This window comes from Streptomyces sp. BPTC-684, from assembly GCF_030028635.1.
GTDB classification, from domain to species: Bacteria; Actinomycetota; Actinomycetes; order Streptomycetales; family Streptomycetaceae; genus Streptomyces; species Streptomyces noboritoensis.
The window spans coordinates 26626-53583 of the sequence record NZ_CP124863.1; the positions used below are offsets into that span (position 1 = coordinate 26626).

Consider the following 26958-nt stretch of genomic DNA (forward strand, 5'->3'; position numbering starts at 1 on the left):
GGGGTCCTTCCTCTACGACTGGCCGTCGAGGATCACCGAGCGGGTGAGGTGGCGCGGGCGGTCCGGGTCCAGGCCCCGGGCGGCCGCGACGGCGACGGCGAGGCGCTGCGCGCGTACGAGCTCGGCCAGCGGGTCGAGGTGTCCGGCCACCCACTGGGCCCCGGTGGCGCGCACCTGCTCGGCGAGCCCGTCGGGGGCCTCGCCGAACATCCAGGTCGCGGTGGTGTCGGTGGAGATGCTGATCGGGCCGTGGCGGTACTCCATGGCCGGGTACGCCTCGGTCCAGGACAGCGACGCCTCGCGCATCTTCAGCGCGGCCTCCTGGGCGAGCCCGACCGTCCAGCCGCGGCCCAGGAACGTGAACTGGGTGCGCCCGACGAGCCCTTCGGGCAGCGGCTCGGCCAGCGCGGTGCGCGCGTCGGCGACGGCCTGCTCGGCGTGCAGGCCCAGGTGGGCGCGGAGCAGGGTGAGCGCGGTGGTGGCGAAGCGGGTCTGGACCACCGACTCCTCGTCCGCGAACTCCATGACCACGACGTCGTCGGCGGCCCGCATCACGGGGGTCTCCGGGTCGGCGGTGATCGCGGTGGTGCGGGCGCCGCCGCGCACCTGGGCGAGGAGTGCGAGGACCTCGGTGGTGGTGCCGGAGCGGGTGAGGGCGACCACCCGGTCGTAGGAGCGGCCGGCCGGGTACTCGGACGCGGCGAAGGCGTCGGTCTCGCCCTGGCCCGCGCCCTCGCGCAGCGCGGCGGCGGCCTGGGCCATGAACAGCGAGGTGCCGCAGCCGACGATCGCGACCCGCTCGCCCGGCGCGGGAAGGGCGTCCTTGTGGTGCACCGCCAGCTCGGCGGCGCGCTTCCAGCACTCGGGCTGGCTGCTGAGTTCGTTCTCGACATGGCTCATGCCGGGCTCCCACTCACTCTGGATCCGTGGCCCGGATCCGTGTCCGGATGCGTGTTTCTGCAAAATATAGCTAGCTTTCAAGCACAATCAAGCATCTCAGGGTGGGTTAAAGTCATTACCGACGGTGACGACGGCGAGATGTGCGCAAGAGCACGGCAGAGAAGAGGTTCCGGATGTCGCGCGACGCCCGCTGGCAGGCGCTTCTCGAACTGCTCGTGGAGCAGGGCCGCCTAGACGTCGAGGAGGCGGCGACGGCGCTCGGCGTGTCCGCCGCGACCATCCGCCGCGACTTCGACCAGCTCGCCGAGCAGCAGATGCTGGTCCGCACCCGGGGCGGCGCGGTCGTGCACGGGGTGTCGTACGAGCTGCCGCTGCGCTACAAGACGGCCCGGCAGGCCTCGGAGAAGCAGCGCATCGCGAAGGCCGTGGCGGATCTGATCGCGCCCGGCGAGGCGGTGGGGCTCACCGGCGGCACCACGACCACGGAGGTGGCGCGGGCCCTGGCCGTACGGCCCGAACTCGCCTCCGGGTCACCGGCGTTGACCATCGTGACCAATGCGCTGAACATCGCCAACGAGCTGGCCGTACGGCCCCAGTTCAAGATCGTGGTGACCGGCGGGGTCGCCCGTCCCCAGTCGTACGAGCTCACCGGGCCGCTGGCCGGGGGCGTGCTCAACCAGATCACCATGGACGTGGCGGTGCTCGGCGTCGGCGCCTTCGACGTCACGCACGGCGCCTCGGCGCACGACGAGGACGAGGCCGGGATCAACCGGCTGCTGTGCGAGCGGGCCGAGCGGGTGGTGGTCGCCGCGGACTCCACGAAGTTGGGGCGGCGGACGTTCGCGTGGATCTGCGCGACGGATCAGGTCGGGACGCTGGTGACGGACACGGGGGTCTCTGACGAGACGGTTGCGCGGTTCACGGAGGCGGGCGTCGCGGTGCTCGCGGTTTGAGCGTTGCCGCTCGGCTGCGGGCCGGCGGGAGCTTGTCGCTCCCCCAAGTTCTCGACTCCGCTCGAACAGGGGGGACCCCCATCGCGGCGGAGCCGCATATCGACACAGCCCCGCGCCCCCAGGGGGCCGGGACCCCCAAGTCCGGTCAGCGTCAGCCGAGTTGACTGGGTATCAGCCCAGGCCCAGCGCCGGAAGCAGCACCGCTTCCACGAACTCCGGCAGGGCGTCCGCCTCCGCGAACCGGTCCTCGAAGAGCCGCTCGACGCGCAGGACGCCCATGAAAGCCGGGGCGACGAAGTCGACGGCGCGGTTCGCTGGATCGACCTCACCGCGCTCGACCCCGCGCCGCACCATCGCGTCGAGCGCGGCGATCTCCGGGTTCAGGACGGTCTCGCGCAGCGCCTCGCGCAGGTCGGGGTGCATCACATAGGCCTGGCCGACGGCCTCCATCAGTTCGGTGTCGCGACCCTTGTTGCGGGACGCGGCCAGCGCCGCCTCGCGCAGGTCGCCCGCGAGCGTACCCGTGTCGATCCCGATGAAGAACTGGCAGCCGCACCGGTCGAGCGCCGCCGTGACGAGGACCGGCTTGGACTTCCACTGGCGGTAGAGCGTGGCCTTGCCGCACTTGGTGCGCGCGGCCACGCCCTCCATGGTCACGGCGTCGTAGCCGCCCTCGCGCAGCAGGTCGAGCACCGCCTCGTACAGCTCCAGCTCCCGCTCGGGGCTGATCTTGCTGCGGCGTGCGGCGGCCGTCGCGGCCTGCGTCGACATCGCGTTCCTCCGGTGCGTGGGGCCGTGCTCGTGCACATACGAGAGTAGGCGCCGCTCAACCGAGACGCAAACGTATCGAGACGTTTGCGTCTCGATGAAATCCGATCTAGCCTTCCTACGTTTGCTTGTCGATTTCTGCTCGATTTCTTGGTCAAAGGGGCCGGAGAATGGCTGCCGGTATACGTCCAGGGACCCGCCGTCCCACCGGACCGGAGACGACCGGTACCTCCCGGCCGCCCCTGGTGCGCGAGCTGCTGCTCGTGACCGCGCTCTTCGTCGTGTACAAGTTCGGCAGGCAGCTGGCGAACGGGCACGAGACGCGCGCCTTCCACAACGCCGACCGCGTCTGGGACTGGGAGCGCGCGCTCCGTCTGCCCGGCGAGGGCGCGGTGCAGCGGCTGCTGCTCCACAACGAGACCTTGATCCAGGTCGCCAACACCTTCTACGCGGCCGTCCACTTCCCCGCGACGATCGCCTTCCTGGTCTGGCTGTACGTGCGCAGGCCCGCCCACTACCTCTGGTCCCGCCGCGTCCTGGCGCTGGTGACCACGGCCGCGCTCGCCCTGCACATCCTGCTGCCGCTGGCGCCGCCCCGGATGCTGGCGTCGGCCGGGCTAGTGGACACCGCGCAGGTGTACGGGCCGTCGGTGTACTCGGCGAAGCCGGACACGGACACCATGGCCAACCAGTTCGCGGCGATGCCGTCACTGCACTTCGGGTGGGCGCTGATGGTGGCGATCGGCCTGATCGCGGCGACCCGCGGCCGGTGGCGGTGGCTGTGGCTGCTGCACCCGGCGCTCACCCTCCTGGTGATCGTCGGCACCGCCAACCACTACTGGCTGGACGCGCTCGTCGCCGCCGCGCTGCTCGGTGCCGCCCTCTGCTTCGTACCGCGTCCGAAGCCGGTACGCGGCGGTCGCACCGTCGCCGTCCACATGCGCCGGACCCCCGCGCCCCGGCCCGCCGTGGCCCCCGAACCCGCCCGTGCCCCGGAATCCGCCCTGACCTCCGGGCGCACGGGCGTCCCTGAAGCCGCCGACGCTCCCGAGCTCGCGGAGGCGCTGCGATGAACGAGTCCGCGGTCCTCGCCATCCTGCTCTCGCTCGCCTCGGCCGCCGGGTACGCCCTCGCCGCCGTCGCCCAGTCCCGGCTGGCCTCCGCGAACGGGGGCGGCGGTCTCGCCACCCTGCTCGCCCGGCCCCAGTGGTGGTGGGCCGTCGGGCTCAACGCGGGCGGCGCGCTGATGCACGTCGCGGCCCTCCACTACGGCCCGCTCACCCTGGTCCAGCCGCTGGGCGCGCTCACCCTGGTCGCGGCGCTGCCGATCGGCGCGTACTACCAGCGGCGCCGGGTCACCCGGCGCGAGTGGCGCGGCGCCGCCTGGACGCTCGCGGGGCTGACCGGTCTGATCGCGGTGACCGGACCCGCGACGCCCGGCGACGCGCTGAGCCTGCGCGAGGGGCTCGCCGTCGCGGCGGCCACCGCGCTCCTGATCGCGGTGGCCTCCCGCGCCGGATCCGGCGCGGGCCGCGTCGGGCTCGGTCACGCCACCGCGTCCGGCGTCGCCTCGGGCGTGGCCTCCGCGCTCACCCAGACCGTCACCGCCTCGCTCGCCCACGAACTGCCGGGCGGGCCGATGGCCTGGTGGCAGACGACGCTGCTGGCCGTCCTTGTGGCGGCGTTCGCGGTGGGCGGGCTGCTGCTCTCGCAGGCCGCGTTCCGCGGCGGGCTCGCCGCGCCGCTCGCCGTGGTGAACCTCGCCAACCCGGCGGCGGCCGCCGTGATCGGCGTCGCGCTGCTCGGCGAGCGGTTCCACGGCGGACCGCTCGGCTGGCTCACGGCAGCGGCCGCGGCGGCGGTCGCCGCGCGCGGCGTGATCATGCTGACCGGCGCGGAGCCGGTCCCGGCCCCGCGCACCCCGGAACCGGCCCGCACGGCATCACCGTGCCCGGCGACCCCGTGCCCGGCCCCGCGTACCCCGGAACCGGCCCACGTGCCGGTCTGAGGACACCTGACACTTCGTCATCCCGTCAGCGCCCTGAGCAGGGCCGTCGCCGCCACCGCGCCCAGCATGGCCACCGGCAGCGGGGCCCGGCCGAGGCGCAGGCCGAGGGCGACCGCGAGGCCGCCGAGGACCGTGCCGTCGACGGCCGCCCAGTCCCGGCCCGCGACCGCCACCACGACGAACCCGGCGAGCAGCGCGGGCGCCAGCTGGGCGAGCATCGAGCGGGTGCGCGGGGGCAGTTCACGGCCGCCGAGCAGCGCGGGCCCGACTCCCTTGAGCGCGAAGCCGAGCACCGCGACGGTGCCGATCGCCGTCCAGACGGTCATCGGACGGCCTCCCGCGTGGTGCGCAGGGCGAGCAGCGCCGCGGCCGCCGCGCCGATCAGGGCCGGGCCGGTCGGCAGGACGAGGAGCAGCGCCCCGGCGACGGCCCCGCCGAGGGCGGCGGGCAGCCGGCCCGCGCGGTCGCGGCGCACCTCGTCGAAGAGCAGGATCAGGAACAGGCCGGGCGTGAGCACGTCGAGGCCGAGCCGGTGCACGAGTGCGGGGTCCGGGGCCACGACGACGCCCAGCGCGGTGCCCGCCACCCAGGCGGGCCACTGGACGGCGGTCGCACCGAAGAGGAACGCCCGGTCGAACCGTCCGCCGCCGAGGTGCGCGGCGGCCCAGGAACCGTCGACCACGGCCTGCCCCTCCACCGCGCGGCGCAGCGGTCCGCCGCGCAGATCCCGGGCCACGGCTATGCCCATCGGCACGTACCGGACGTTGACCAGGGCCGCCGCGACGACGGCGGCGACCACTCCGCCGCCCGCGCCCAGCGTCGCGGCCAGCGCGAACTGCGCCGAGCCCGAGAAGACGACCAGCGAGCAGACGACGGGGGCGACCGGGCCCCAGCCCTGCGCCTGGCTGACCGCGCCGAAGCTGATGGCCAGCAGGAACGCGGCCGCGGCGAGCCCGGTCCCGGCCCTGAGTCCCGCGTGGAAGCGGTCGCGCGGCAGCGCCCCGCCGCGGTCCGGCAGTTGAGTGTCCATGCGCGCACATTAACAAGTATGAGCCGTTTAGCTCGTTAGTTTTTCGGCTCCTCGCATACGATGGGCCGGTGAGCGAGAAGCAGCCCTCCTTCATCGGCGGCCATCCGGTCCTCGACTTCGTCAACACCGTGGCCTGGCGCACCGACCCGGCCCGCCGGGTCGAGCGCGTGAGCGGTACGGAGGGCTGGCTGCGCTGGGCCGTGACGGCGGAGGTCTTTCCGTCTGTCCCGGACGGTGGACTCCCCACCGGAGACGCCGAGGTGTCCGGGCTGCTCGAACTTCGCGGCGCGCTCGAAGCGGTCCTGGACGCCGTCACGGACGGGCAGCCGCCGCCCGCTCCCGCCTGGCGGGCACTGCGGCTCGCGCTGCTGCGGGCCCGCGAGGCGGCCGCCCTGCCGCCCGAGTTGCCGCTGCGGTGGGAGCCCGGCACCCGGGACCTCACGGATCTGCGCCACGCCCTCGCCCTGCGCGCCGAGGAACTGCTGGCCGGGCCCGGCGCCTCCCGGGTGCGGCGCTGCGCGGGACCCGGCTGCGGCTGGTTCTTCCTGGACCGTACGCGCGCGGGCACCCGCCGCTGGTGCAGCTCGGGCGACTGCGGCAACCGCGACCGCGCCCGCCGCCACTACGCGCGCACCCACCCGACGGCGCCGCACTGACGACGAAGGGCCGCACCGGAGGAATCCGATGCGGCCCCTGGCGTACGGCCGGGTCTCAGCCGAGCGTGACCGTGAAGCCGCGCGCGGTCGGGACCGAGGCGGTCTTCACCTCCGTCACACCGGTCGCGGCGTCGTAGAACCACCCCGACCCGGCCGCCGCCAGCTCCTGCGCGGAGCCGTAGCGGTGCAGCCGGTCGCCGCCCACGGCGACGGCTCCGGGCGCGGACTTCGCGTGCACCGTGAAGCGGTAGGCGCGAGCGGCGGGCTTGCCCGTGTAACCGCCCACGCTGGGGCCGACCTCGATGACCGAGCCGCGGCCCGTCGAGCTCACCTGGACCTTCTGCGTGGCCGAGGAGCCCTGGGCGAACTGCCGGGTCACGCCGTCGTCCTCGTACAGCGTGTACGAGGACCTGCCCGCCTGCGGGTAGATGTCGTAGTCCAGCTCGCTCTTGTCCCGGGTCTGCCAGGACAGCGTGCCCTTGGGCCACATCGGGACGATCGAACCGCCCTTCACGAACAGGGGAAGGGTGTCGAGCGGCGCCTTGTAGCCGTTGATGGTGGTCGGGCCCTGGTAGGTCCTGCCGGTCCAGTAGTCCGTCCAGGTGCCCTTGGGCAGATAGATGCCGTCGCGCACCTCGGTGTCGCTGTAGACCGGGGCGACCAGGAAGTCCGGGCCCGCCAGGAACTCGTACTTGGCGTTCGGGCCCAGCGTCTCGGGGTCGTCCGGATACTCCAGGGACAGCGGCCGGACCGCGCCGACGCCGGTCTTCGTGGCGTCCTTGGAGAGCCCGTACATGTACGGGATGAGCCGCTCCTTCAGCTGGAGGTACTTGCGGTTGATGGAGGTGTACGGCTCGCCGTCCAGCCACGGCTGCTGGTCGTGCGGCTTGTGCGTGGTGAGGTCGCTCGCCCAGCCGTCCATGGTCATGATCGCGGGAAGGAACGCCTTCCACTGGAGGTCGCGGGCGTACATCTTCGGGTCGTGGGCGAAGATGCTGCCCACGTCGCCGGTGTTGTAGGCGATGCCGGAGAGCGTGGCGCCCGCGTAGGTGGGGATCTGCCAGCGGATGTAGTCCCAGCTCAGCTTCTGGTCGCCGCTCCACAGGACGCCGCAGCGCTGAGCGCCCGCCCAGGAGACCGGCAGCCAGACGAAGCCGCGGGCGTCGCTGTTGTCCTCGATGCCGGCCTTCGCCTGGTCGCAGGCGTTGAGGGCGAAGCCGTAGCCGTTGCCGACCCAGGCCACGTCGAGCTTGGCGACCCGCTGGCCCGCCTTGACCTGGTCGGCGAGCTTGTCCAGGCCGTCCTGGGTCCACAGGCCGAGCTGGGCGCCCCGTGCGTTGAGGCCCTGGCCGGTCTCGGCGAGGTTCTCGTAGCCGCAGCCGTAGCCGTCGTTGACGAGCATCCAGCCGAGCGGCATCTGGTTCTGCACATAGCCGTCGGCGACCTTGAGCGCGTCCAGGGTGTGCCGCTCGCCCCGGTTGGCGTTGTGCAGATAGCAGTCGGAGTCGCCGGGTTCGAGCCCGTACACCGGCGGCATGAACGGCTTGCCCACCAGCGAGGTGTACTTGCCGATCACGGACTTCACGTCACCGGTGAAGTAGTAGGCGTCCAGGCGCCGTTCCTGCTGGCCGGTGCGGACGTGGGGGCCGAAGTCGTAGACGCCCGGCGCGAAGGTGTTGCGGAAGACGCCGTAGCCGGCCGAGGAGACGTAGAACGGCTGGGAGTTGTTGTAGCCGCCCTCGTTCCAGTTGGTGTTGTTGCCCACGTTCATGACCTGGTCGCGGTGCGAGAAGCTGCCGTTCTGCTCGCCGCCGCCGAAGAACTGCTCGGTGGCGCCGCGCGCCAGGCTCTGCCGCAGACCGCCGGTGGTCCAGCGGAGCGGGTCGGCCTCCTGCCAGATCGCGGTGCGGTTGTCGGCCTTGTAGAGCCCGAACCGCAGGGGCTTCTTGTAGACGCGCAGGACGGTGTCCCCGGCGCGGATCCCGTAGTAGGCGCCCGCGTCGAAGGAGTTGGTGGCCCGCCGCGGCTTCGGCTGGTGCTGGATCATGCGGCTGCCCGGCGGGTCCGCGAGGACGCCGTCGGGTGAGGCCTGCAGCCGCAGCGTGTCGTCCTCGAAGAACTCGGCGCGGGCCTTGAGCGCGCCCGCCGCGATCTCGTACGTACCGTGTCCGCCGGTGAAGCCGGTGAGGTTCCCGGCGTCGCTCGCCTCGGGCAGATAGGCCTTGCCCGTGAAGGAGTTGTCGTGCACGTCGTACGGGACGACGACCACGTGGTACGTGCCCGACGCCTTGGGGATGACCGTCGCCTCGGGGTCGGCGGTCCCGGCGCTCTCGGCGACCTTCTTGCCCGCCGAGTCGTAGATGTAGAGGTCGAAGTCGTCGGTGGGCCTCTCCCACTGGATGGAGACGGGGACCCCGCCCTCGGGGTTGTCGTCCCACTCACCGGCCGGCGGGTTCACCGTCAGGTCGAAGCGGGCGCAGACGGCGTTGGCCGGGTCCTCGGCGGCGGTGCCGCACTTGTCGGGCGAGCCGACCGTGCCCTTGGGGTAGACCGGGCTCTGCCAGGTGATGCTCTTGGCGGCGCCGTCGAGGGTGCCGGAGGGCGGGGCGGCGTCGGCCGCCGAGGCGGCCGGGACCGTGAGCGCGGTGAGGGTGAGCGCGGCCGCCGCGAGCACGGCGGCGGCCACTCTCCCCCGGCGGTGTCGAAGATTCCGCAAGGAGTGTTCTCCGTTCGTACCGAGCTGCTTCCGAAGCTGCTTTCCGGACAACAGGGGTGCAGTGCGTGCGCATTCATGCTTGGAACCATGGAGTTTCGAGCATCAAGATTCACGACACGGCCAGTACATGTCAACGGCTTCGCGGATACCGGACGGGTAAAACCGTGGACCCCGGGACCCTAATTTCGTCACCTTGACGATATTGGGCAGACCTCATATCGTCTCTATGACGAAAACAAAGGGGGTCCCACCATGGCCGACATCAACCGCCGGTTCGGCTGGCGGCACGCGCGCTCCGCGCCCACCGCCCACATCCGCCACCACAGGCGCGGCCAGCTCGTCCACGACGGGCCCGGGCTCAGCTTCTGGTTCCGGCCGCTGGCGGCCGCGCTCTCCGAAGTGCCGGTCGACGACCGGGAGTTGGCGATGGCCTTCCACGCCCGGACGTCCGACTTCCAGGACGTCACCGTGCAGGCCACCGTCACGTACCGGATCAGTGACCCGGCCGTCGCCGCCGCCCGGCTCGACTTCTCGATCGACCCGGACAGCGGCGTCTGGCGCGGCGCCCCGCTGGAGCAGCTGTCCACGCTGCTCACCGAGACCGCCCAGCAGCACGCGCTCGACGTGCTCGCCCGCACCCCGCTCGCGGCGGCCCTCGTCGACGGGGTGGCGTCGGTGCGCGGGCGGATCTCGGACGGACTGGCGGCCGAGCCCCGGCTGCCGGCCACCGGCATCGAGGTGGTGGCGGTCCGGGTGGTCGCCATCCGCCCCGAGCCGGAGGTGGAGCGGGCGCTGCGCACCCCGGCCCGCGAGCAGATCCAGCAGGAGGCCGACCGGGCGACGTACGAGCGGCGGGCGGTGGCCGTCGAGCGCGAGCGCACGATCGCCGAGAACGAGCTCGCCAGCAAGGTTGAACTCGCCCGCAGGGAAGAGCAGTTGGTGGAGCAGCGCGGCACCAACGCCCGCCGCGAGGCCGAGGAGAACGCGGCCGCCGACGGTGTGCGCGCCGAGGCGGAGGCCGCCCGTACGGTCCGGCTCGCCCGGGCCGAGGCCGAGGCGGCCCGCACGACCGGCGAGGCCCGCGCCCAGGCGCAGGCCGCCTGGCTGCGGGTGCACGCGGACGCCGACACGGCGACGCTCCACGCGCTCACCGCGACCCGGCTCGCCGAGAACCTGCCCCGGATCGACAGCCTCACCCTCTCCCCCGACGTGCTCACCGGGCTGCTCGCCAAGCTGGCCCGCCCGGGCGGGGAGGAGCGGTGAGCCTCGCGCCGCGCGCGGTGCTCGTCCACCGCACCACGGAGTACGAGGAGTTGCTGGCCCGGCACGGCACCCACGGCCAGGCCGCGTTCTTCCTCGCCTCGCGCGGGCGCTCCCTCGACGAGGTGGCCGAGCGCCACCACCGCACCCGGCGGGCGCTCGCCGAGGTGGCGGCGGCCGTGCCGCTCCAGTGGCGGCAGTCGCGGGTGGAGCGCGCCGATCTGGACCGGTTCCTGTTCGCGCCGGAGGACGTGGTCGTGGTGGTCGGGCAGGACGGCCTTGTCGCCAACGCGGCCAAGTACCTCTCGGGCCAGCCCGTGGTCGGCATCGACACCGACCCGGGCCGCAACCCGGGCGTACTGGTGCGCCACCGCCCTTCCGACGCGGGGAAGTTGCTGCCGTGCGCCGCCACGACCCGCGCCGACGAGCTCACCATGGTGGAGGCGGTCGCGGACGACACCCAGCGGCTGCTCGCGCTGAACGAGATCTATCTGGGCCCGCCGGGCCACCAGACCGCCCGCTACCGCCTGGGCCCCGACGACCCGGCCGCCGCCCCGGAACCGCAGGCCTCGTCCGGCCTGCTGGTGGGGACCGGGACCGGGTCCACGGGCTGGCTGCGCTCGCTGTGGCAGCAGCGCGGCAGCAGCCTCGCGCTGCCGGGCCCGGCCGATCCCCGGCTCATCTGGTTCGTACGGGAGGCCTGGCCCTCGCCGACGACTGGAACGAGCCTGGTGGAAGGGGTACTTGAGAGTGCCGAGCGGCTGCGCCTCACCGTGGAGTCGGACCGCCTCGTCGCCTTCGGCGATGGAATCGAGTCGGACGCACTGGAGTTGACGTGGGGTCAGACGGTGAGCGTGGGGCGGTCGGACACCGCGCTCCGGCTCGTCGGCTGAATCGCGCCGGACCGTGGGCGCGCTCCCGCGTGAGCCCCCTCACAGTGGGTCACTCGACTTTCAATTGCGTTGACCGTGTCAGAAGCGACAAATACTCTTCATCCATGTTCGTTACGGGGTAAGATCACCGCTCTTCGAGCGGTGATCTCCACATCCACCGGCGCTGCCGGAAGATCCCTATCTGGCGTCGGCGGAGTCGAAGGATTCAGCACGAAGCACGGGGGAAGCACGTTGAAAGTTCGCCTGCTCGGATCTTTGGAAATCACCGACGGCCATCTCACCTTCCGGATTCCCGGCGAGAAGCTCAGGGCGATCGTGGCCGCACTGGCCCTGTCGCCCAACCGGCCCGTCTCACGTCACGATCTCATCGACGAGCTGTGGGGAGAGGAACTCCCGCGCAACGCGGAGAACTCGCTCCAGGGCCATGTCGCCCGGCTGCGCCGCATCATCGAGTCCCGCACGGGGCGCGACGGGCCGCGCGGCCTCGTCCAGACGTCCGGCTTCGGCTATGCGCTGTCGCTGCCCGAACGGGACGTCGACGCCTCGCTGTTCACCGCCCTGGTGCGGCAGGCCACCGCCGCGCGCCGGGCATCGCCCGAGCGCGTGGTCCGGCTGCTCACCGAGGCTCTGGCCCTGTGGCGCGGGCCCGCGCTCCTCGACACCGGCCAGGGCATGATCAGCCGGCTGGCCTACACCCGGCTCACCGAGGTGCGGCTGATGGCGTACGAGGCCCTCTTCGACGCCGAGCTCGACCTCGGCAGGCACCGCGAGGTGATCACCGAACTCCAGCAGCTGCACGCCCAGTACCCGCTGCGCGAGCGGTTCTGCGAGCAGCTCATCACCGCGCTGTACCGGTCGGGGCGGCAGGCCGAGGCGCTCGACGCCTACCACCGCACCCGGCAGCGGCTCTCGCACCACCTCGGCCTGGAGCCCGGGGACGCGCTGCGCGCCCGCTTCCAGGACATCCTGCGAAGGGAGCCGGTCGCCCTCTGACCTTGTACCCGGGCGTCCGTCAGGGCGACTTGGCCAGCCGCAGCAGCTCGCCAAGGGCCCCGGCGGCCGCCCGGCCCTGCCAGGCCAGATAGCCGGGCTGCACCAGATGCGGATCCCAGATCCGCTGGTAGGCGAGCCGCCCGGCCGCCACCTGCCGCCACTCGCCGCGCTCGGCGGCCAGCCGCAGCAGCCGCGCCGCCAGCACGCTGGCGGACCCCAGCTCGTACTGCGCGCCCAGTCCGGCGAACGGGGTGAATCCGAGGTGCAGCCACTGCGCCTCCTCGGCCGCGAAGACCCGCACCGCCTCCAGGTTGACCGCTTCCAGGGCGCCCTCCGGCGCGCCCGGCACCCGGTGCGCGGTGTGGTGCAGCCAGCCCGGACGGGTGCCGAAGACCGGCAGGTACGTGATGGACGCGACGGCCTCGTCCCCGATCCGGCCCTCGAACACCCGCCGCCCGTCCGCCATATCCCCCGTCCCGGCCGCGATCTCCTCGTACGCCGCCTCGGCCGCTTGCAGCCCCGCCAGCCACGCCCGGGACACCGCGAGACGCAGATCGGCCAGGCGCGGGCCGCCGAGCCGGAATTCGGGAAGGTAGACCGAATAGGACGAGCCCGCCTGGTTCACCGTGAAACCGCAGCGCGCGAACAGTTGGGCCTCCGGGCGCCGCAGCCGGGTGGCCACCACTTTACGGCGGCGCTCCCCGGCGAATTCCGTGAAGGCGCGCAGCAACGGCTCCTGGCCGTCATGGGCGGCGATCACTCCGGCGGATTGATGCAGATGGCCGCCGGTATCCCGATAAGGGATCACTCCGTGCCTGCCCGCAACAGTGAAGTACTCTTCTCCCTCGTCCATCGCGAGAAACGCGCTGGGATTCTCGCCGTAGGCCCGTAACGCCCCGAAAACCGTGTCGCCGCCGTCAACGGCGAAGGTACCGATGCTCATGACACTCCCCCCTGTCATGAGCATCTTGGCAGCCGCGGGCCCCAATTCCCTGACACGCCCGTCTCAGTCCCGTCTCAGATTCCTCTCAGCGGGCGGTGGCAGTTTTCCGGTGTTCTTCGGGAGAGGGGGCGAACCGGGAGATGACGGTGGCGGCGGTCGTCCGGCAGCGGACCGGCCGCGAGGCACTGCGCAGGCTGTACCGCTCCCGGACGGGCGAGGGGCGCGCCCTCGGCGAACTCCTCGGCGGCCAGGTGGAAGTGGCGTCCCAGGGCGCCTGGATCAGCACCGACGCGGGCGGCCGGTTCCTGGACTGCGGCGGCCTCGGCATTCCGCTGACCGGGGCGCGCCATCCGACCGTACTGCGCCACGTCCGCGAGCAGTTGGAGCACCGGCCGATGGCCAGCGGCCTCTTCCCGGAGCCGCAGTCCGCGCTCGCCGCCGACGCGCTCCTCTCGGTCGCCCCGCCCGGCCTGGAGCGGGTCCACTTCACGGGCTCGGCCGTCCAGGCCCTGACGCTGGCGGCCCGCATGGCCCGCGCCCGGGGCCGGACCCGGGTCATATCCATGACGGGCAGTCAATACGAGCCGCACCTCGACGAATTGATGCCCTCGGGCGGCTCCGCGGTCCCGTACGGCGACGCGGCCGCGCTGCGGCGGACGCTCGCGGGGCTGCCCGGGCGGGCCTGTGTCTTCGTCGAGCCCGTCCAGTGCGCTGCCGGGGTGGTGCTGCCACCGCCCGGCTTCCTGCGGGGCGTCGCCGCGCTGTGCCGGGAGTACGGGGCGCTCCTCGCCCTCGACGAGACCGCGACGGGGCTCGGCCGGCTCGGGGCCTGGTGGGGCGCGGGCATCGAGGAGGTCGCACCGGACCTGCTCCTCGTCGGCGGGGCGCTGGGCGCCGGGGTGGTCCCGCTGGCGGCGGTGGTGGCGACGGCCGGGGTGTCCGCCGCCTTCGACCACGCCCCGTACGCCGACCCGTACCCCTGCTCCGGGGCGCCGCTGGCGATGGCGGCCGCGCGCGGGGCGGTCGCGGCGCTGCGCGAGGACAACCTGGTCGGGCGGGCCCGGGTGCTCGGCGAGGAGATCCTGCGGGTGACCGGCCGGATCGTGCGCGGGCACTACGGCCCTGCGGTGCGCGAGGTGCGCGGACGGGGGCTGCTGATCGGCATCGAGTTCACCGGCCCGGACGCGGCGGCCGGGCTGCTGATCGAGCTGGTCCGGCACGGTGTGATCACCGGCAGGGCGCCGGGAGCCCCGCACGTCCTGCGCCTCGCCCCGCCCGCCGTGCTCACCCGGGCAGATCTGGACCATCTGTACGAGGCGCTGGACCGGTCCTGCCGCACCGAGAGGGGCCGCCGCCCCAGAGTCTGAGAGGGCTACGGCGCGAGGCGGGCCGCCAAAGTCCGTACCACCACCGCCGCCGCCAGCGCATGGCCCCGGCTGTTCAGGCGGCCCGGCTGCGGGCTCCACAGCGTTGCGGGGTCGGTGTCCGGCTGGCCCATCAGATCGATGTGCAGCGCCCCATGACGAAGCGTCACTATCGTCAGGCGCTCCACGAGGAGGCGCTGGCGCGACCGCACCCGGTCGCGCTGGGCGGGGGTCACCTGGCCGGAGGCGGACCAGTCGAAGGGGCTGACCACCACGGTGTGGCGGCATTCCGTCTCCTTCAGCGAGGCGAGAATTCGGCTGAGTTCGGTCTCCACCACGTCCGCGTCGAACCGGCGCGCCCGCACATCGGGCCCGCCGCACGCGATCAGGGCCAGGTCGGCCCGGAAGGCGAGCGCCTGGGCCAGCTGGCGGGAGCGCACCTCGGCGAGGACGAGTTCGCGCCGGGCCTGCACCAGGAGGCAGGCGAGGCCGGGGCGGGCCTCGCGCAGCGCCCGGGCCACCCGGTCGGGCCAGACCCGGGGCCGGTAGCCGGGGACCACGGCGCCCCGGGCGAGCCGGCCCTCCTGTCCGCTGAGCACCACGGCCCGCCGCCACGGGAGGCCGGCCAGCAGGGTCCGGGCCTCGCCCGGGCGCAGACAGCGCGGATCGTCGTCCTCCATCGCACAGCCCAGCCTTTCGCTCGCCCCCGCGCTGCCGTCGTAATGACCGGCGAGCGGGTAGTCAACTGCCCGTGGCACAGGGACAGTTGTTCTGCGGGCGGATCGGGCCATGCGCCGGGCGGACGGCGTGGCAGCGCGGCGGGCCGGGTAAGACACGCGTCTCAGTGTCGTCTCAGTGGGGTCTCAGCGGCCCCCGCGAGGATCCATCCGTACGACGATGGGAGAGGTACCCGAAGAGGCCCAACGGGGGTTCCGGACACGGTCCGGACCGGGCACGAGCAGCCCGCGCAGGTTCAAATCCTGTCCTCTCCGCCACAGCACTGCTTCGCCGAGCGCGCCGAGGTGTCCGTCGATGAGTCCGTCCCCCAAGTCCGTTCTGGTGGTGGCCAATCCAGCCGCGGGAACGTACTCGCGGGAGATGGCTCACGAGGTCGCGCGACGGATCGCGGGGGCCGGTACGCCCGTCGAGCTGGCTGTGACAGAGCGGCCGGGCCATGCCCGTCAGCTCGCCCGCGCCGCGGGCGGGCCGGGCGGCCCGGCCGTACTGGTCTGCGTCGGCGGCGACGGCACCGCCCACGAGATCATGACGGGTCTGCTCGCCGGGCGGGAGGAGCCGCGCGCCGCCCTGCTCGTCCTGCCCGGCGGCCGCGGCAACTCCTTCTACCAGGAGCTCTGGTCCGACCGCCCGTGGCCCGCCGCCCTGGAGGCCGCCCTGTCGGCGCCGCACGTGCGCCGCGTCGATCTGGCGCGGATCGCCGAGACCGGTGAACTGGCGCTGCTCGGCGCCTCGTCGGGGCTCGCCGCGCAGGCGCTCACCAGTGTGCGGGACGCGCTGGGGACGGGGCGGCGGCGCTATCAGACGGCGGTGGCGCGGACGATGATCGCCTTCCGGCCGTACCGGGGCCGCGTCAGCGTGGACGGGGTCGTCGTGCAGTCCGGGGCGACCGTGTCGGTCCTGGTGGGCGGCGGGCGGCGGCGGGGCGGGCAGTTCATGCCGCTGCCGCGCTCGGTGCTCGACGACGGGCTGCTCGACATCTGTGTGGCGGGCGCCGAACTGCCGCTGCGGGACATGGTGCGCCTGGCCCGGGACGGCAGCCACGTGGGGCGGGACGGGGTGGTGTACGCGCGGGGGCGCCGGGTGGTGGTGGAGCGCACGGACGGCGAGCCGCTCTTCTTCGAGCACGACGGGGACCTGCTGTACACCGGCTCGGCAAGCTACACGCTGGACGTGGTCCCGCGCGCGCTGCCGGTACTCGCCCCGTAGGCGCCCGCGTCCGGCTCGGGCAGCCCCTGCGCCAGCCACCAGGCCAGCGCGCACAGGCCGATCAGCGGGGCGAGCGCCGCCCCGAGCCCTACCGCCTCCCCCAGCGCGCCGATCCCCGGCGACACCACTCCCCCGACGCTCACCGCGAGCCCCAGGGTGACCCCGCTCGCCGTGCCGACCCGGCTCGGCAGGAAGTCCTGCCCGAGGGTCACATGGAGGGAGAACGGTACGTACAGCACGGCGGCCGCCAGCGCCGCGAAGACGAAGAGCGCGGGCCCGGGCACCAGGACCACGCCCGCCACGACCGGGACCGAGGCGGCGTACGCGAGCCGTACGGTACGGACCCGGCCCCAGCGCACCGCGAGCCGTCCCCCGGCGACCGTCCCCGCCGCCCCGCCCGCGAAGAGGGTGAACAGCGCCGCCGACCCGGTCGCGGGACCGCCGCCGACGCGCTCCTGGGCGTACAGCCCGATGAACGCGCTCAGCCCGACGAAGACCACCGAGCGGCAGACCACGACCGCCGAGAGCCGCAGGAACACCGGCCAGTTGTCCGGCGCGGCGGACCGGGCGGCGGCGGCCCGCCCGACCGCCGCCCGCCGCGCGAGCACCCGGATCGCGGACGCCGTCCCCAGCACCCCGGCCGCCGCGGGCACCACCAGCCACGGCGTCGCGCCGAGCCCCCCGGCCGTGAGCACCGGCCCGACGGCGACCGGCGCGAGCGCGAAGCCGAGGGTGCCGCCCAGCGAGTACCACCCCATGGCGACGTGGCTGCCCCGGGCTGCGGCGCGGGCGAGCCGCGCGGACTCCGGGTGGTAGGCGGCGACGCCGATCCCGGCGAGCGCGACCGCGAGCCAGGTCAGGACGTAGGAGCCGCCGAGCCCGGACAGCGCGATGCCGACGCCCGCGCAGAGGCTGCTCACCGGGATCAGCCACGGCATCGTCCGGCGGTCGGTGAGCGCCCCGAACAGCGGCTGCACGACCGAGGAGAGCAGGGTCGCGGCGAGGACGATGCCGGAGGCGGCCGGGTAGCCGTAGCCGCGCTCGGCGACCAGGAAGGGGACGAGCGCGGGCACCGCCCCCTGGTAGAAGTCGACCGTGGCGTGGCCGAGGGCCATCACGGCTGTCGCGGAGGGTCGTCCGGTGGAGCCCGGTGGCTGCGCTGTCGTCGTCACCCCTCGATCCTGCGAGCGCGGCCCGTCGGCGGGCTTCCGATAAAGTGCCGGGCTGTGCCGATATTCCGCCACGGTCCGCCGCACATCCCGACCACGACGAGGTACCTCGCGCCCGGTACGGGCGTGCGGGCGCACCGGCACCTGGTGCACCAGGTCGTCTACGCGGGCCGGGGCGTCCTGTCGGTGACCACGGACGCGGGCAGCTGGGTCGCCCCGGCCACCCGGGCGATCTGGGTGCCGGCCGGGACGCCGCACGAGCACCGGGCGTACGGCGAGACCGCCCTGCACACCGTGGGCGTTCCGGTGGACCGCGATCCGCTGGGGCTGGCCCGGCCCGCGGTGCTTGCGGTGGGGCCGCTGCTGCGCGAGCTGATCATCGCGTACAGCTCGCCGGGTCCGAAGGAGACGCCCGAGGCGCGCAGGATGCTGGCGGTCGTCCTGGACCAGCTGCGGCACGCGCCCGCGCAGCCGCTGCACCTGCCCACCGCCCGCGATCCCCGGCTCGCGGCGCTCTGCGCGATCCTGGACGACGACCCGGCCGACCCCCGGTCGCTGGCCGCGCTCGGCGCGGCGGTGGGGGCGAGCGCCCGCACGCTGGCCCGGCTGTTCCGCGCGGAGATGGGGATGACGTTCCCGCAGTGGCGCACCCAACTGCGGCTGCACCACGCCCTGGTGCTGCTCGCGGGGGACGCCTCGGTCACCTCGGTGGCCCAGGAGTGCGGCTGGTCGTCGACGAGCGCGTTCATCGACGTCTTCCGGCGGGCGTTCGGGCACACGCCGGGGGCGCGCCGGGCGGCGACCGGGTCCGATGTACCGCGCAGGTTTACCCCGGACCCAACGGACGGTTGACGCCGGGCACATATGGCCCTTGCCACCATGTACGGAGGGAAGGGCCCGGCCGACGGGGCGGGTGGGGCCGGGAGTCACGGGGGTGCTCCCGGTCCCACGCGGCGCGCTCTCTCCCCCGCCGTCGACCCACCCTCCACCCGATCGAAAGCGGTCATCGCGCGATCCGAACACGCCATTGCCCATCACTGCTCCCCAACGACCGTCCGCCGCGGGCGGATCGCGGGCATCATCGGGGCCCATCGAGCGTCGTCGGGCCCGGAGGTGCGCGCGTGATACGGAAATTCCTCGCCAGGCCGAGGCGCCCCGCGAGCGGCGGTCCGACTCCGGCCGAGGCGGCGCTGTGCCGGGAGGCCGCCGAGTTCGTCCGGCTGCACCACGCGGAGGAGCCCGCGCTCGGCAGGCCGGAGCGCCGCCTGGCGGAGGTGCGCGACGAGATCCGTGCCACGGGGACGTACCGGCACACCAGCGAGGAGCTGACGTTCGGCGCCCGGGTGGCCTGGCGCAACAGCAACCGCTGTATCGGCCGCCTCTACTGGCGCTCGCTGCGGGTGCGCGATCTGCGCGACCTCACCGACGCCGAGCCGATCGCCGAGGCGTGCGCCGAGCATCTGGTCCACGCCACCAACGGCGGCCGCGTCCGGCCCCTGATCACCGTGTTCGCCCCGGACGCGCCGGACCGCCCGGCCCCGCGCATCTGGAACGAGCAGCTCATCCGGTACGCGGGCTACCGCGCCGAGGACGGCCGTATCCTCGGCGACCCGCGCAACGCCGGGCTCACCGACCTGGCGCTGCGGCTCGGCTGGCCGGGCGGCCCGCGTACCGCGTTCGACGTGCTGCCGCTGGTCGTGGAGGGCGTCGACGACAAGCCGCGCGTCTTCGAACTGCCCCGGCACGCCGTCCTGGAGGTGCCGCTCGACCACCCCGACGACGCGTGGAGCCAGGAGTGGGGGCTGCGCTGGCACGCCGTGCCCGCGATCTCGGGGATGTGTCTGGAGATCGGCGGCATCCACTATCCGGCCGCGCCCTTCAACGGCTGGTACATGGGGACCGAGATCGGCGCCCGCAACCTCGCCGACACCGACCGGTACGACCTGCTGCCGCGCGTGGCCCGCAGGCTCGGCCTTGACACCGCCGACGACCGCTCGCTGTGGAAGGACCGCGCTCTGGTGGAGCTCAACCGGGCCGTGCTGCACTCCTTCGACCGGGCCGGGGTCACCATGGCCGACCACCACACGGAGTCCCGGCGCTTCGTACGGCACTTGGAGCGCGAGGAGCACAAGGGCCGCTCGGTGCCCGCCGACTGGTCGTGGATCGTGCCGCCGATGTCGGGCGCGACCACCGAGGTGTTCCACCGCACCTACGACGCGGCGGAGCTCCGGCCGGGGTTCGCGCACCATCCGGAGGCGGCCGCCCGGGCCCGCGGTGAATCGATTCGGCGCATGGCGTGACGCGCACCTCCCGGGTCACCGGGGTGGGGGGCGTACGTAGGCGGGCGCGGGGTCGCGGGCGTACCGCGGTGTCCCCTGGGAACCTGAGATGTTCTGGTACTTCCGTCTGCCGGGGCCGTCCGCCGCGAGCCCGAACCCTTTGATGTACGCAGCCACCTTGACCCCCGACAGGGGGCGGTGCCGCTCAGGACGCCGTACGCGACCGGGCGGACGGGCGTCCGTAGGGCATGCGGGCAGACCGAAAGGCCCACTGCCAGACTGACGCACTTGCATATGATGCGCAAGAGTGACGGACAGCAATGGGCTGATGGATCATCAAAAGATGGGGGATATACGGGAGTTGGGGCGCGGCCCGGTGCTTCCCGCTACAGGGCCGACGAGTCGTCCGCGACCGCGAGTCTTTGCAGCAGCTCACGCAGCACATCACGCTCCGCCACCGACAGGGGCTGCAGGAACGACTCGTGGATCTTGACCATCAGGTCCCCGGCGTCCCGCAAGCACACGGTGCCGCGGTCGGTCAGATAGAGCGCGAAGGTTCTGCGGTCGGCGCCGCGGCGGCGCTCCAGGAGGTTCTTGCGCTCCAGGTCGTCGACGAGCCCGACGATGGTCGTCCGGTCGATGCGCAGGGTCTGCCCGACCATGCGCTGGTTGATCCCGGGCTCGGAGTCCACCACGTTCAGCACCCCGAACTGACGCAGTGTGATGTCCAGATGGACCAGGGCCTGCTCGGCCTGCTCGGTGAAGCGCTGGCCGGCCTTGCGGAGAAGGAAGCCGTGCCAGCCTTGCAACCCCTGGAACAACGGTTGTGTCCCACTGTTCGGTTCCCGCTTCGCCACCACTTTTTCGGTTCACCCTCCAGTGGTGACGGTCCATCATGAGGGCCGCGAATCAGGACCCTTGACTCCCCAGTCACCGGTCGGCCATGCTCCCGGTTCAACAGAGCACCTGATTGTCACTGTAGCAGACAATCTATCTTGCTCAATTTGCGCGCCTCCTGATGCGCGCTCTTCATGACCGACGGGGGAACCATGGTCAGCGTCATCGAGTATTCAGATCCGGTTGTGCACTGTCCCGGCTACCTGGTGTACGACGCCACCGACTGCCGCCTCGCGGCGGGCGGGTGCCGTATGCAGGCCGGACTCACCGCCGAAACCCTCAAGACCCTCGCGGGACGCATGACGCTCAAGCAGCGCGTGCTCGGGGTCAACGTCGACGGTGCCAAGTGCGGCATCGCCTACGACCCGCACGGGCCGCACCGCGAGGAGGTCCTGCGCCGGTTCGTCGCCTTCCTGGCGGGCGAGCTGACCACCCGCTTCAGCATGGGCTGCGACATGGGCACCCGGTTCGAGGAGCTCGACAAGATGGCCGCCGCGCTCGGCATCGGCTCCGCCAAGACCGCCGTCCGGCGGGCCCAGCGGATCACCGAGCAGGAGTTCCGCGCCCGGATGGACCTGCTCAACACCCGGGTCGGGCTGCTCACCCTCGGCCAGCGCCGCGCGGGCCAGGCCCTCGCCCACTCCGCGCTCGCCGCCACCGCCCACACCGGCCGCCGCGACAGCCAGGTCAGCGTCGCCCTCCAGGGCTTCGGCAACCTGGGCCGGGCCGCGGCCCTCGCCCTGCTCGAAGCGGGCGTACGCATCACGGTCGTGGCCGACGAGTACGGCTGCGCGGTCGACCCGCGCGGCCTCGACATCGCCCGCATGCTCACCCTCGACCAGCGCCGCCCGGTCCAGAGCCTGCTGGCCGAGCCGATGCGGCTGCCCCGCGAGGCCCTCCTCGAACTGCCCGCCGACGTGCTCGTCCTCGCGGCCGGCGAGGACGCGGTCACCGCCTCGCAGGCGGCGGTGCTGCCGGTGCCGATCGTCGCCGTGGGCGCCAACTGCGGGCTGAGCCCCACCGCCGAGCAGCTCCTGCTCGACCGGGGAGTCGTGGTCGTCCCCGACTTCATCGGCGGGATCGGCGGCTCGGCGTCGATGGAGGCGCTCTTCGGGCCCCGCGCCACCCCGACGGCGCCCGAGGTGCTCGACACCATCGGGGCGATGATGCGCGAGCTCGTCGGGGACATCCTGTGCGGTGCGCGCGACCGGCGGGTGAGCCCCCGCCAGGTGGCCGCCGGCATCGCGGCCTCGGCGATCGTGTCGCCCGGCGACAAGCCCTACGGCGCAAGCCCCTACCGCCCGGCCCGGCCCGCGCCCCGGGGCGGCCGGGCACGTTCGGTCCGTACCCCGCTGAAGTCCGAGAGGCGACCGTCATGACCACCGCACCCTCGCCGGAGAACCCGGCCACCAGCCAGTCTCCGGCCGACACCGAGTGCACCCATGCGCGCAGTCACATCACCGACTCGCGGTTCTACGGGCACCGGTACAGCACACAGGCCAGCCACCGCATCTTCTGTGACCGATGTCGTTACCAACGATGGCTCGACGTCGAAGCAGCGCTCGCCCTGAGCCAGGGCGAACTGGGCATCATCCCGGCGGCGGCCGCCAAGATGATCGCGGACGCCGCCGATGTGGACCGGCTCGACCTGCCCGCCATCCAGGCAGAGATCCGCCGCACCAGCCACTCGCTCGTCGGCTTCCTGCGGGTCTTCCAGGCCTCCTGCGAGGGCGGCGCCGGCGAGTACGTGCACTACGGCGCCACCACCCAGGACATCCAGGACACCGCGCAGGTCCTCGAAATGCGGGACGTCCTGGACGAGTCGGAGAGGCTGCTGCGGGCGCTCGCCGGGCAGCTCGCCGATCTGGCCGAGGCCAACGGCGCCACCGTGGCCCTGGGCCGCACCCACGCCCAGCCCGCCCTGCCGATGGGCTTCGGCGTCAAGATCGCCAGCTGGCTGGACGAGATCGTCCGGCATCTGGAGCGCATCGAGCAGCTGCGGCCGAGGGTGCTGGCGGCCCAGCTCTTCGGCGGCGTCGGCACCATGGCCGGCTTCGGCGAGCTCGCGCTGCCGCTCCTGGACGCGTTCGCCGCCCGCCTCGGGCTCGCGGCGCCGTCGGTCGGCTGGCACGTGTCGCGGGACCGGGTCGTGGAGTTCGTGTCGTGTCTCGCCATGGTCGCGGGGACGATGGGCCGGATCGGGGACGAGGTGCGCATCCTGTCCCGCCCCGAGTTCGGCGAGCTGGAGATCGGCTGGCGGCACGGCCAGGTCGGCAGCAGCACCATGCCGCACAAGCGCAACCCGGAGGCGTGCGAGCAGGCCGTCGTGATGGCCCGCCTCGCGGCCGCGCAGATGGCCAACGCGCTGGCCTGCATGGGCGGCGACCACGAGCGCGACTCCCGGTCCCTGCGCATCGAATGGGCCTGTGTGCCCGACGCCTCGCACTACGCGCTCTCGGCGTGCGAGATCGTCACGCACCTCGTCGGCGGCCTCGCGGTGCGGCCGGAGCGGATCCGTACCAACGTCTCGGCGGTCGCCGAGCAGATCGCCACCGAGAAGCTGATGCTGGCGCTCGGCAAGCACATCGGCAAGCAGACCGCGCACGAGTACGTGTACGAACTCGTCCAGGCGGCGCGGGAGAACGGCTCCTCCATGCGCGAGGTGACCGGCCGCGACGGGCTCGCGGGCGCGCCGCTCGACGCCGCCGCCCTCGACGAGATCTTCGACCCGGCGACCTACCTCGGCCAGTCCGTCGCCCTGACCGGCCGGGCGGTGGCCGGGGCCCGGGCGGCCCTGGCGCGGCCCGCGCAGGCGGAAGGCGGCGAGGCACGATGAGCGCCGCGACCGCGACCGCCGAGCCGGACACCGGGGAGATATCCCGGGCCCGCCAGATCATCTTTCCCCGCCCGCTCTACTCCAGCCTGGTGGCCCACGCCGTACGGAAGTTCACCGGCCACTACCTGGCGGGCGAGACCGAGGAGCGCAAGGCGTTCGGGATGCTCGCGGGCCGGCCGGTGCCGGGCGGCATCCAGGTCGGCTCCGTCTTCCCGCTCATCGTCAACCTGCGCCACGACAGCGACCACCGCGCCCGGATGGACGAGGTCGTCGAGGAGCACGCCATCCCGTCCGAGACGCCGATGGACCAGCGCGGCTGGATCGCCGATCCGCGCGAGCTGATGGACATCGACGACGCCTGCGACGACGCCGGCTGGGTGCTGTTCGGCAACTACCACACCCACCGGGTGCCCTGGCCGCACGATCCGGTCCGCGACACCTGCACCCATCTGGACCGGGTGCTGGCCGCCGAGTCGGGCCAGTGGACCTTCATCCTGTCCGTCGTCGATCTGCACCGCCCGGTCCTGCGGGCGTTCTTCGAGGGCGACAACGACCGCGAGGCGACCGTCCGCATCGTCCCGCCGCTGCCCGGAATGCGTACCGCCGGGGCCTGAAGCCCCGGCCGTCCCGCACCCGCAACGCACCCTTCCGTCTCTCACCCATCAAGAGGTCGTCATGGATCGCACCCAGGCTTACAACGACGTCATCCGCTTCCACGGCCACGAATGCCCCGGCGCCGCCTTCGGCGTACGGGTCGCGGAGGCCGCCCTCACCGCCCTCGACCTGAAGGACCCGGCCACGCCCCTGGTCCTGGTCTCCGAGACCGACGCCTGTGCGGTCGACGCGCTCCAGGTGCTCACGGGCTGTACGTACGGCAAGCGCAACCTGATCCACCAGGACGCGGGCCGCAACGTGTTCACGCTCTGGGAGCGCGACGGCTCCGCCGGGGTGCGGATAAGGGCGAAGGCGGACAGCATCGTCTTCCGCACCGAGGAGATCTGGGCGCTGGCCGGCCGGATCGACGACGGCACCGCGACCCTGGAGGACCAGGCGGCCTTCGAGCGGCTGCAGGGCGAGCGGATCTCCGCGCTGCTGAGCGTGGCGGACGAGGAGATCCTGGTGGCCGAGAAGGTCGAGGCCGCGGCGCCGGGCGTCAAGCACCTGGCCCGCACCGACCTCTGCGTGGACTGCGGCGAGCCCACCAGCGTGGAGACGCTGCACGACCACCGCGGCCGCATGGTCTGCCCGGCCTGCCACCTGGCCGCGCACGGCGGTGTGCTGCCCGAGGGACACGGCGACCACGGGCACCACCCGCAGAGCCACAAGCACCACCACGAGCACAAGCACTGACCGATGCCGACCGAGCGCGTACGTGCGGAAGGGGCCCTGCGGCCGTGACAGTGTTCGTGATCGGCGCGGCCGGCGGGCTCGGGCAGCTGGTGGTCCGCGCGCTGCGGGAACGTGACGTGGAGGTGGCCGTCCTGGCCCGGGACCCCGAGCGGGTCCCGGCCGGGCCGGGCGTACGGGTGGTGGCCGGGGACCTGTCGGACCCGGCCTCGGTCAGGGCAGCCGCCGAGGGCTGCGCCAGCCTGTTCCTCTCTGCCTCCTGCGACGTCGAGTGCCAGAGCGCCGCGGTGGACGTCGCCGCCGACGTCGGCGCGCGGCTGGTGAAGATGTCGCCGTGGCAGGCGGCGGTACGGGAGGACAGCCCGGCGCCCGGGGCCCGGCACCACTGGATCACCGAGCGGTACCTGGCCAAGCGGGACCTGCCGTACACCATCCTGTCCCCCAACTACCCGATGCAGGAGCTGATCCGGCACTACGCGCCCGAGGTGCGGCGGCGCGGGGTGCTGGTCGACCCGGCGGGCGGGCGGGGCGTGAGCGTGGTCGACGAGCACGACGTGGCCGAGGCGGCCGCGCGGGTGCTCACCGAGCCGGGCCACGAGGGCCGCACCTACGCCCTCACCGGCCCGGCCGCGCCCACCTTCGCACAGCTCGCCGAGCTGCTGGCCGGGCTGTTGTCCGCGCCGGTCTCGGCGAGCGAGCTGGCCGGGCCGGAGCTCGCGGCGTGGCTGGCCCGGGAGCACCGGCCCTGGGAGGCCGAACTCGACGCGCTCTTCGGGCAGTTCCGCGAGGGCGCGGGCGAGCCGGTGACCGAGGACGTGCTCCGGGTCACCGGGCACGAGCCGCGCCAGGTCGCGGACTTCCTCAAGGCGCACCTCCACCATTTCCTGCCGGACTCGGGAGGCTGAGCCGATGCCCGCGACCCCGCGCACCGCCGAACGGACCGTCGTGGCCGACGACTTCCTCGCCGCCGGCTTCGCGGCCCGCGCCACGGTGGCGGCCGGACGGCTGCTCCTCGATCTGCGCATGCAGCACGAGGAGGGCCTCGGACCCGGCGGCGCCAAGATGGCGCAGTTGGGCCACACCTGGTCCGGGCTGCTCCTGCGCAACCGGATCCGCGCCCGCTATCCGCGCGACGGCGTACTCACCGGCCCGGTCTCCCGGCCGCCGGACGCCCTGCGCAGACGGCGGGTGTGGCTGGTCGAGCCGCTGGACTCGGCCGAGGAGTACCACGCCGACGGCAATCCGCACTGGTCGGTGCAGCTGGCGCTGTGGGAGCGCGAGCGGGGTGTGGTGGCCGCGGCCGTCGCGGTCCCCGCGCTGTGCGAAGTGGTGTGCACGGCGGACCGGGACGCGGGGTGGCGGCACCCCGCGCCCGTGCCCCGGCAGCGGCCCCGGGTGGTGGTCGACACGCGCGACCCGGCCCCCTTCGCCCGTACGGTGGTGCGCCAGACCGGGGCCGAGCTGGTCCCGATGGGCTCGCCCGGCGCCAAGACCCTGGCGGTGGTCCAGGGCGACGCCGACGCCTACATCCACACCACGGGTTCCTGGGACTGGGGCGACGAGGCGCTGTTCCGGGTCGCGGAGGCGGCCGGGTTGCAGGTGACCAGGCTGGCCGCGGCTCAGGAGGGGCGGCCCGGTCCGCAACGAGGACCGTCCGGTCCGGCGGCCCCCGGCCGCTCCGCGCCCCTCGCCGTGATCTGCCGCCCGAGGCTCACCAAGACGCTCCTGGCCGCCTTCGCCGGGCACGGCATCCGGCCGGCCGCGGTGCTCCCGGGCTCCAGGGCCCGTCCGTCGCCACCGTCCGCGGGGTGAGGCCGGGGGGCCGGGCCCGGCCCCCCGGCCGAACAGGGCGTCTCACCCGCACGACCAGCTCCCCACTGGCGCGCGGGGAGTCTTGACGCCCCTTCCCGCGCTCAACATACTGCCAACAATCAGCACCTCTGACAATCAGTCAACTGTTCTACGCCCGCCGCGCGTTGCGACGCCCGGTCACCGAACGCCA

General features: G+C 73.4%; 26 protein-coding genes and 1 tRNA gene. 18 read left to right on the forward strand and 9 right to left on the reverse strand.

Translation table 11 applies throughout. The annotated features are described in order from the left end of the window. Window positions 1-12: 12 nt before the first annotated feature. The gene (locus QIY60_RS00125) at window positions 13-900 is read right to left on the reverse strand and encodes an SIS domain-containing protein (RefSeq protein ID WP_283140490.1); all 888 of its coding nucleotides are present in this window, start codon (window positions 898-900) and stop codon (window positions 13-15) included. Between the two features lie 173 nt (window positions 901-1073). Between QIY60_RS00125 and QIY60_RS00130 the strand changes: the two genes are divergently transcribed. Then, entirely contained in the window at window positions 1074-1853 is a 780-nt protein-coding gene (locus QIY60_RS00130; RefSeq protein WP_283140491.1) for a DeoR/GlpR family DNA-binding transcription regulator, read from the forward strand. Window positions 1854-2024: 171 nt separating this feature from the next. Here the strand turns inward: QIY60_RS00130 and QIY60_RS00135 are convergent, their stop codons facing one another. Continuing rightward, window positions 2025-2624, reverse strand: coding sequence for a TetR/AcrR family transcriptional regulator (locus QIY60_RS00135; RefSeq protein ID WP_283140492.1), 600 nt, complete (start codon window positions 2622-2624; stop codon window positions 2025-2027). A gap of 167 nt (window positions 2625-2791) precedes the next feature. Here QIY60_RS00135 and QIY60_RS00140 point away from each other — a divergent pair, with 167 nt between their 5' ends. Together QIY60_RS00140 and QIY60_RS00145 are read left to right on the forward strand one after the other, a co-directional pair. Further along, on the forward strand, window positions 2792-3694 hold the full coding sequence (locus QIY60_RS00140; RefSeq protein ID WP_283140493.1) for a phosphatase PAP2 family protein: 903 nt from the start codon (window positions 2792-2794) through the stop codon (window positions 3692-3694). After that, window positions 3691-4629, forward strand: a complete 939-nt coding sequence (locus QIY60_RS00145) for a DMT family transporter (RefSeq protein WP_283140494.1) — start codon at window positions 3691-3693, stop codon at window positions 4627-4629. Before QIY60_RS00140 ends, QIY60_RS00145 begins: the two co-directional genes overlap by 4 nt. A 17-nt stretch (window positions 4630-4646) precedes the next feature. Here QIY60_RS00145 and QIY60_RS00150 read toward each other — a convergent pair whose 3' ends face one another. Both QIY60_RS00150 and QIY60_RS00155 read right to left on the reverse strand, forming a co-directional pair. Continuing rightward, complete coding sequence (locus QIY60_RS00150; protein WP_283140495.1) at window positions 4647-4955, reverse strand: hypothetical protein; 309 nt, start codon at window positions 4953-4955, stop codon at window positions 4647-4649. After that, window positions 4952-5659, reverse strand: coding sequence for an AzlC family ABC transporter permease (locus tag QIY60_RS00155; RefSeq protein ID WP_283140496.1), 708 nt, complete (start codon window positions 5657-5659; stop codon window positions 4952-4954). The genes QIY60_RS00150 and QIY60_RS00155 overlap by 4 nt, the downstream gene beginning before the upstream one ends. Window positions 5660-5727: 68 nt before the next feature. On the opposite strand from QIY60_RS00155, the gene QIY60_RS00160 reads away from it, so the two are divergent. Continuing rightward, complete coding sequence (locus QIY60_RS00160; protein WP_283140497.1) at window positions 5728-6315, forward strand: CGNR zinc finger domain-containing protein; 588 nt, start codon at window positions 5728-5730, stop codon at window positions 6313-6315. Window positions 6316-6370: 55 nt separating this feature from the next. Here QIY60_RS00160 and QIY60_RS00165 read toward each other — a convergent pair whose 3' ends face one another. Beyond that, a complete protein-coding gene (locus QIY60_RS00165; RefSeq protein WP_283140498.1) occupies window positions 6371-9031 on the reverse strand; it encodes a TIM-barrel domain-containing protein in 2661 nt (886 codons plus the stop codon). Window positions 9032-9283: 252 nt separating this feature from the next. Between QIY60_RS00165 and QIY60_RS00170 the strand changes: the two genes are divergently transcribed. The 3 genes from QIY60_RS00170 to QIY60_RS00180 all read left to right on the forward strand — a co-directional run bounded on the left by QIY60_RS00170 (window position 9284) and on the right by QIY60_RS00180 (window position 12177). Continuing rightward, window positions 9284-10294 carry an SPFH domain-containing protein gene (locus tag QIY60_RS00170; protein ID WP_283140499.1) on the forward strand — a complete coding sequence of 337 codons (1011 nt, stop codon included), beginning with the start codon at window positions 9284-9286 and terminating at the stop codon, window positions 10292-10294. Beyond that, window positions 10291-11184, forward strand: coding sequence for a hypothetical protein (locus tag QIY60_RS00175; protein WP_283140500.1), 894 nt, complete (start codon window positions 10291-10293; stop codon window positions 11182-11184). The genes QIY60_RS00170 and QIY60_RS00175 overlap by 4 nt, the downstream gene beginning before the upstream one ends. Window positions 11185-11439: 255 nt before the next feature. Continuing rightward, entirely contained in the window at window positions 11440-12177 is a 738-nt protein-coding gene (locus tag QIY60_RS00180; protein WP_283140501.1) for an AfsR/SARP family transcriptional regulator, read from the forward strand. A 19-nt stretch (window positions 12178-12196) separates the two neighbouring features. Here QIY60_RS00180 and QIY60_RS00185 read toward each other — a convergent pair whose 3' ends face one another. Further along, a complete protein-coding gene (locus tag QIY60_RS00185) occupies window positions 12197-13120 on the reverse strand; it encodes a phosphatidylglycerol lysyltransferase domain-containing protein (protein ID WP_283140502.1) in 924 nt (307 codons plus the stop codon). A gap of 140 nt (window positions 13121-13260) precedes the next feature. Between QIY60_RS00185 and QIY60_RS00190 the strand changes: the two genes are divergently transcribed. Next, window positions 13261-14487 (forward strand): aminotransferase class III-fold pyridoxal phosphate-dependent enzyme, encoded by a 1227-nt coding sequence (locus QIY60_RS00190; protein ID WP_283140503.1) that lies wholly within the window; start codon window positions 13261-13263, stop codon window positions 14485-14487. A gap of 5 nt (window positions 14488-14492) precedes the next feature. Here QIY60_RS00190 and QIY60_RS00195 read toward each other — a convergent pair whose 3' ends face one another. Then, complete coding sequence (locus tag QIY60_RS00195; RefSeq protein WP_283140504.1) at window positions 14493-15164, reverse strand: GDSL-type esterase/lipase family protein; 672 nt, start codon at window positions 15162-15164, stop codon at window positions 14493-14495. Window positions 15165-15384: 220 nt separating this feature from the next. Between QIY60_RS00195 and QIY60_RS00200 the strand changes: the two genes are divergently transcribed. Continuing rightward, window positions 15385-15479, forward strand: a tRNA-OTHER gene (locus QIY60_RS00200). A gap of 37 nt (window positions 15480-15516) precedes the next feature. Further along, on the forward strand, window positions 15517-16428 hold the full coding sequence (locus QIY60_RS00205) for a diacylglycerol kinase family protein (protein ID WP_283140505.1): 912 nt from the start codon (window positions 15517-15519) through the stop codon (window positions 16426-16428). On the opposite strand, the gene QIY60_RS00210 is transcribed toward QIY60_RS00205, so the two are convergent. Continuing rightward, entirely contained in the window at window positions 16380-17543 is a 1164-nt protein-coding gene (locus QIY60_RS00210) for an MFS transporter (RefSeq protein WP_283145769.1), read from the reverse strand. The two genes, QIY60_RS00205 and QIY60_RS00210, sit on opposite strands and share 49 nt — an antisense overlap. A gap of 111 nt (window positions 17544-17654) precedes the next feature. Between QIY60_RS00210 and QIY60_RS00215 the strand changes: the two genes are divergently transcribed. Continuing rightward, window positions 17655-18449, forward strand: coding sequence for a helix-turn-helix transcriptional regulator (locus QIY60_RS00215; RefSeq protein ID WP_283140506.1), 795 nt, complete (start codon window positions 17655-17657; stop codon window positions 18447-18449). A 338-nt stretch (window positions 18450-18787) separates the two neighbouring features. Continuing rightward, a complete protein-coding gene (locus QIY60_RS00220) occupies window positions 18788-19897 on the forward strand; it encodes a nitric oxide synthase oxygenase (RefSeq protein WP_283145770.1) in 1110 nt (369 codons plus the stop codon). A gap of 365 nt (window positions 19898-20262) precedes the next feature. On the opposite strand, the gene QIY60_RS00225 is transcribed toward QIY60_RS00220, so the two are convergent. Beyond that, a complete protein-coding gene (locus QIY60_RS00225) occupies window positions 20263-20685 on the reverse strand; it encodes a MarR family transcriptional regulator (RefSeq protein WP_283140507.1) in 423 nt (140 codons plus the stop codon). 222 nt (window positions 20686-20907) lie between these two features. On the opposite strand from QIY60_RS00225, the gene QIY60_RS00230 reads away from it, so the two are divergent. The 6 genes from QIY60_RS00230 (at window position 20908) to QIY60_RS00255 (ending at window position 26768) form a co-directional block, all read left to right on the forward strand. Then, window positions 20908-22152, forward strand: coding sequence for a Glu/Leu/Phe/Val dehydrogenase dimerization domain-containing protein (locus QIY60_RS00230; RefSeq protein ID WP_283140508.1), 1245 nt, complete (start codon window positions 20908-20910; stop codon window positions 22150-22152). Continuing rightward, window positions 22149-23609 (forward strand): adenylosuccinate lyase family protein, encoded by a 1461-nt coding sequence (locus QIY60_RS00235; RefSeq protein WP_283140509.1) that lies wholly within the window; start codon window positions 22149-22151, stop codon window positions 23607-23609. The genes QIY60_RS00230 and QIY60_RS00235 overlap by 4 nt, the downstream gene beginning before the upstream one ends. Beyond that, a complete protein-coding gene (locus QIY60_RS00240; protein WP_283140510.1) occupies window positions 23606-24223 on the forward strand; it encodes a hypothetical protein in 618 nt (205 codons plus the stop codon). The genes QIY60_RS00235 and QIY60_RS00240 overlap by 4 nt, the downstream gene beginning before the upstream one ends. 61 nt (window positions 24224-24284) lie before the next feature. After that, on the forward strand, window positions 24285-24959 hold the full coding sequence (locus QIY60_RS00245) for an FmdE family protein (protein WP_266985724.1): 675 nt from the start codon (window positions 24285-24287) through the stop codon (window positions 24957-24959). A 44-nt stretch (window positions 24960-25003) separates the two neighbouring features. Continuing rightward, complete coding sequence (locus QIY60_RS00250) at window positions 25004-25861, forward strand: NAD(P)H-binding protein (protein WP_283140511.1); 858 nt, start codon at window positions 25004-25006, stop codon at window positions 25859-25861. 4 nt (window positions 25862-25865) lie between these two features. After that, window positions 25866-26768 carry an inositol monophosphatase family protein gene (locus tag QIY60_RS00255; RefSeq protein ID WP_283140512.1) on the forward strand — a complete coding sequence of 301 codons (903 nt, stop codon included), beginning with the start codon at window positions 25866-25868 and terminating at the stop codon, window positions 26766-26768. Window positions 26769-26958 lie beyond the last annotated feature (190 nt).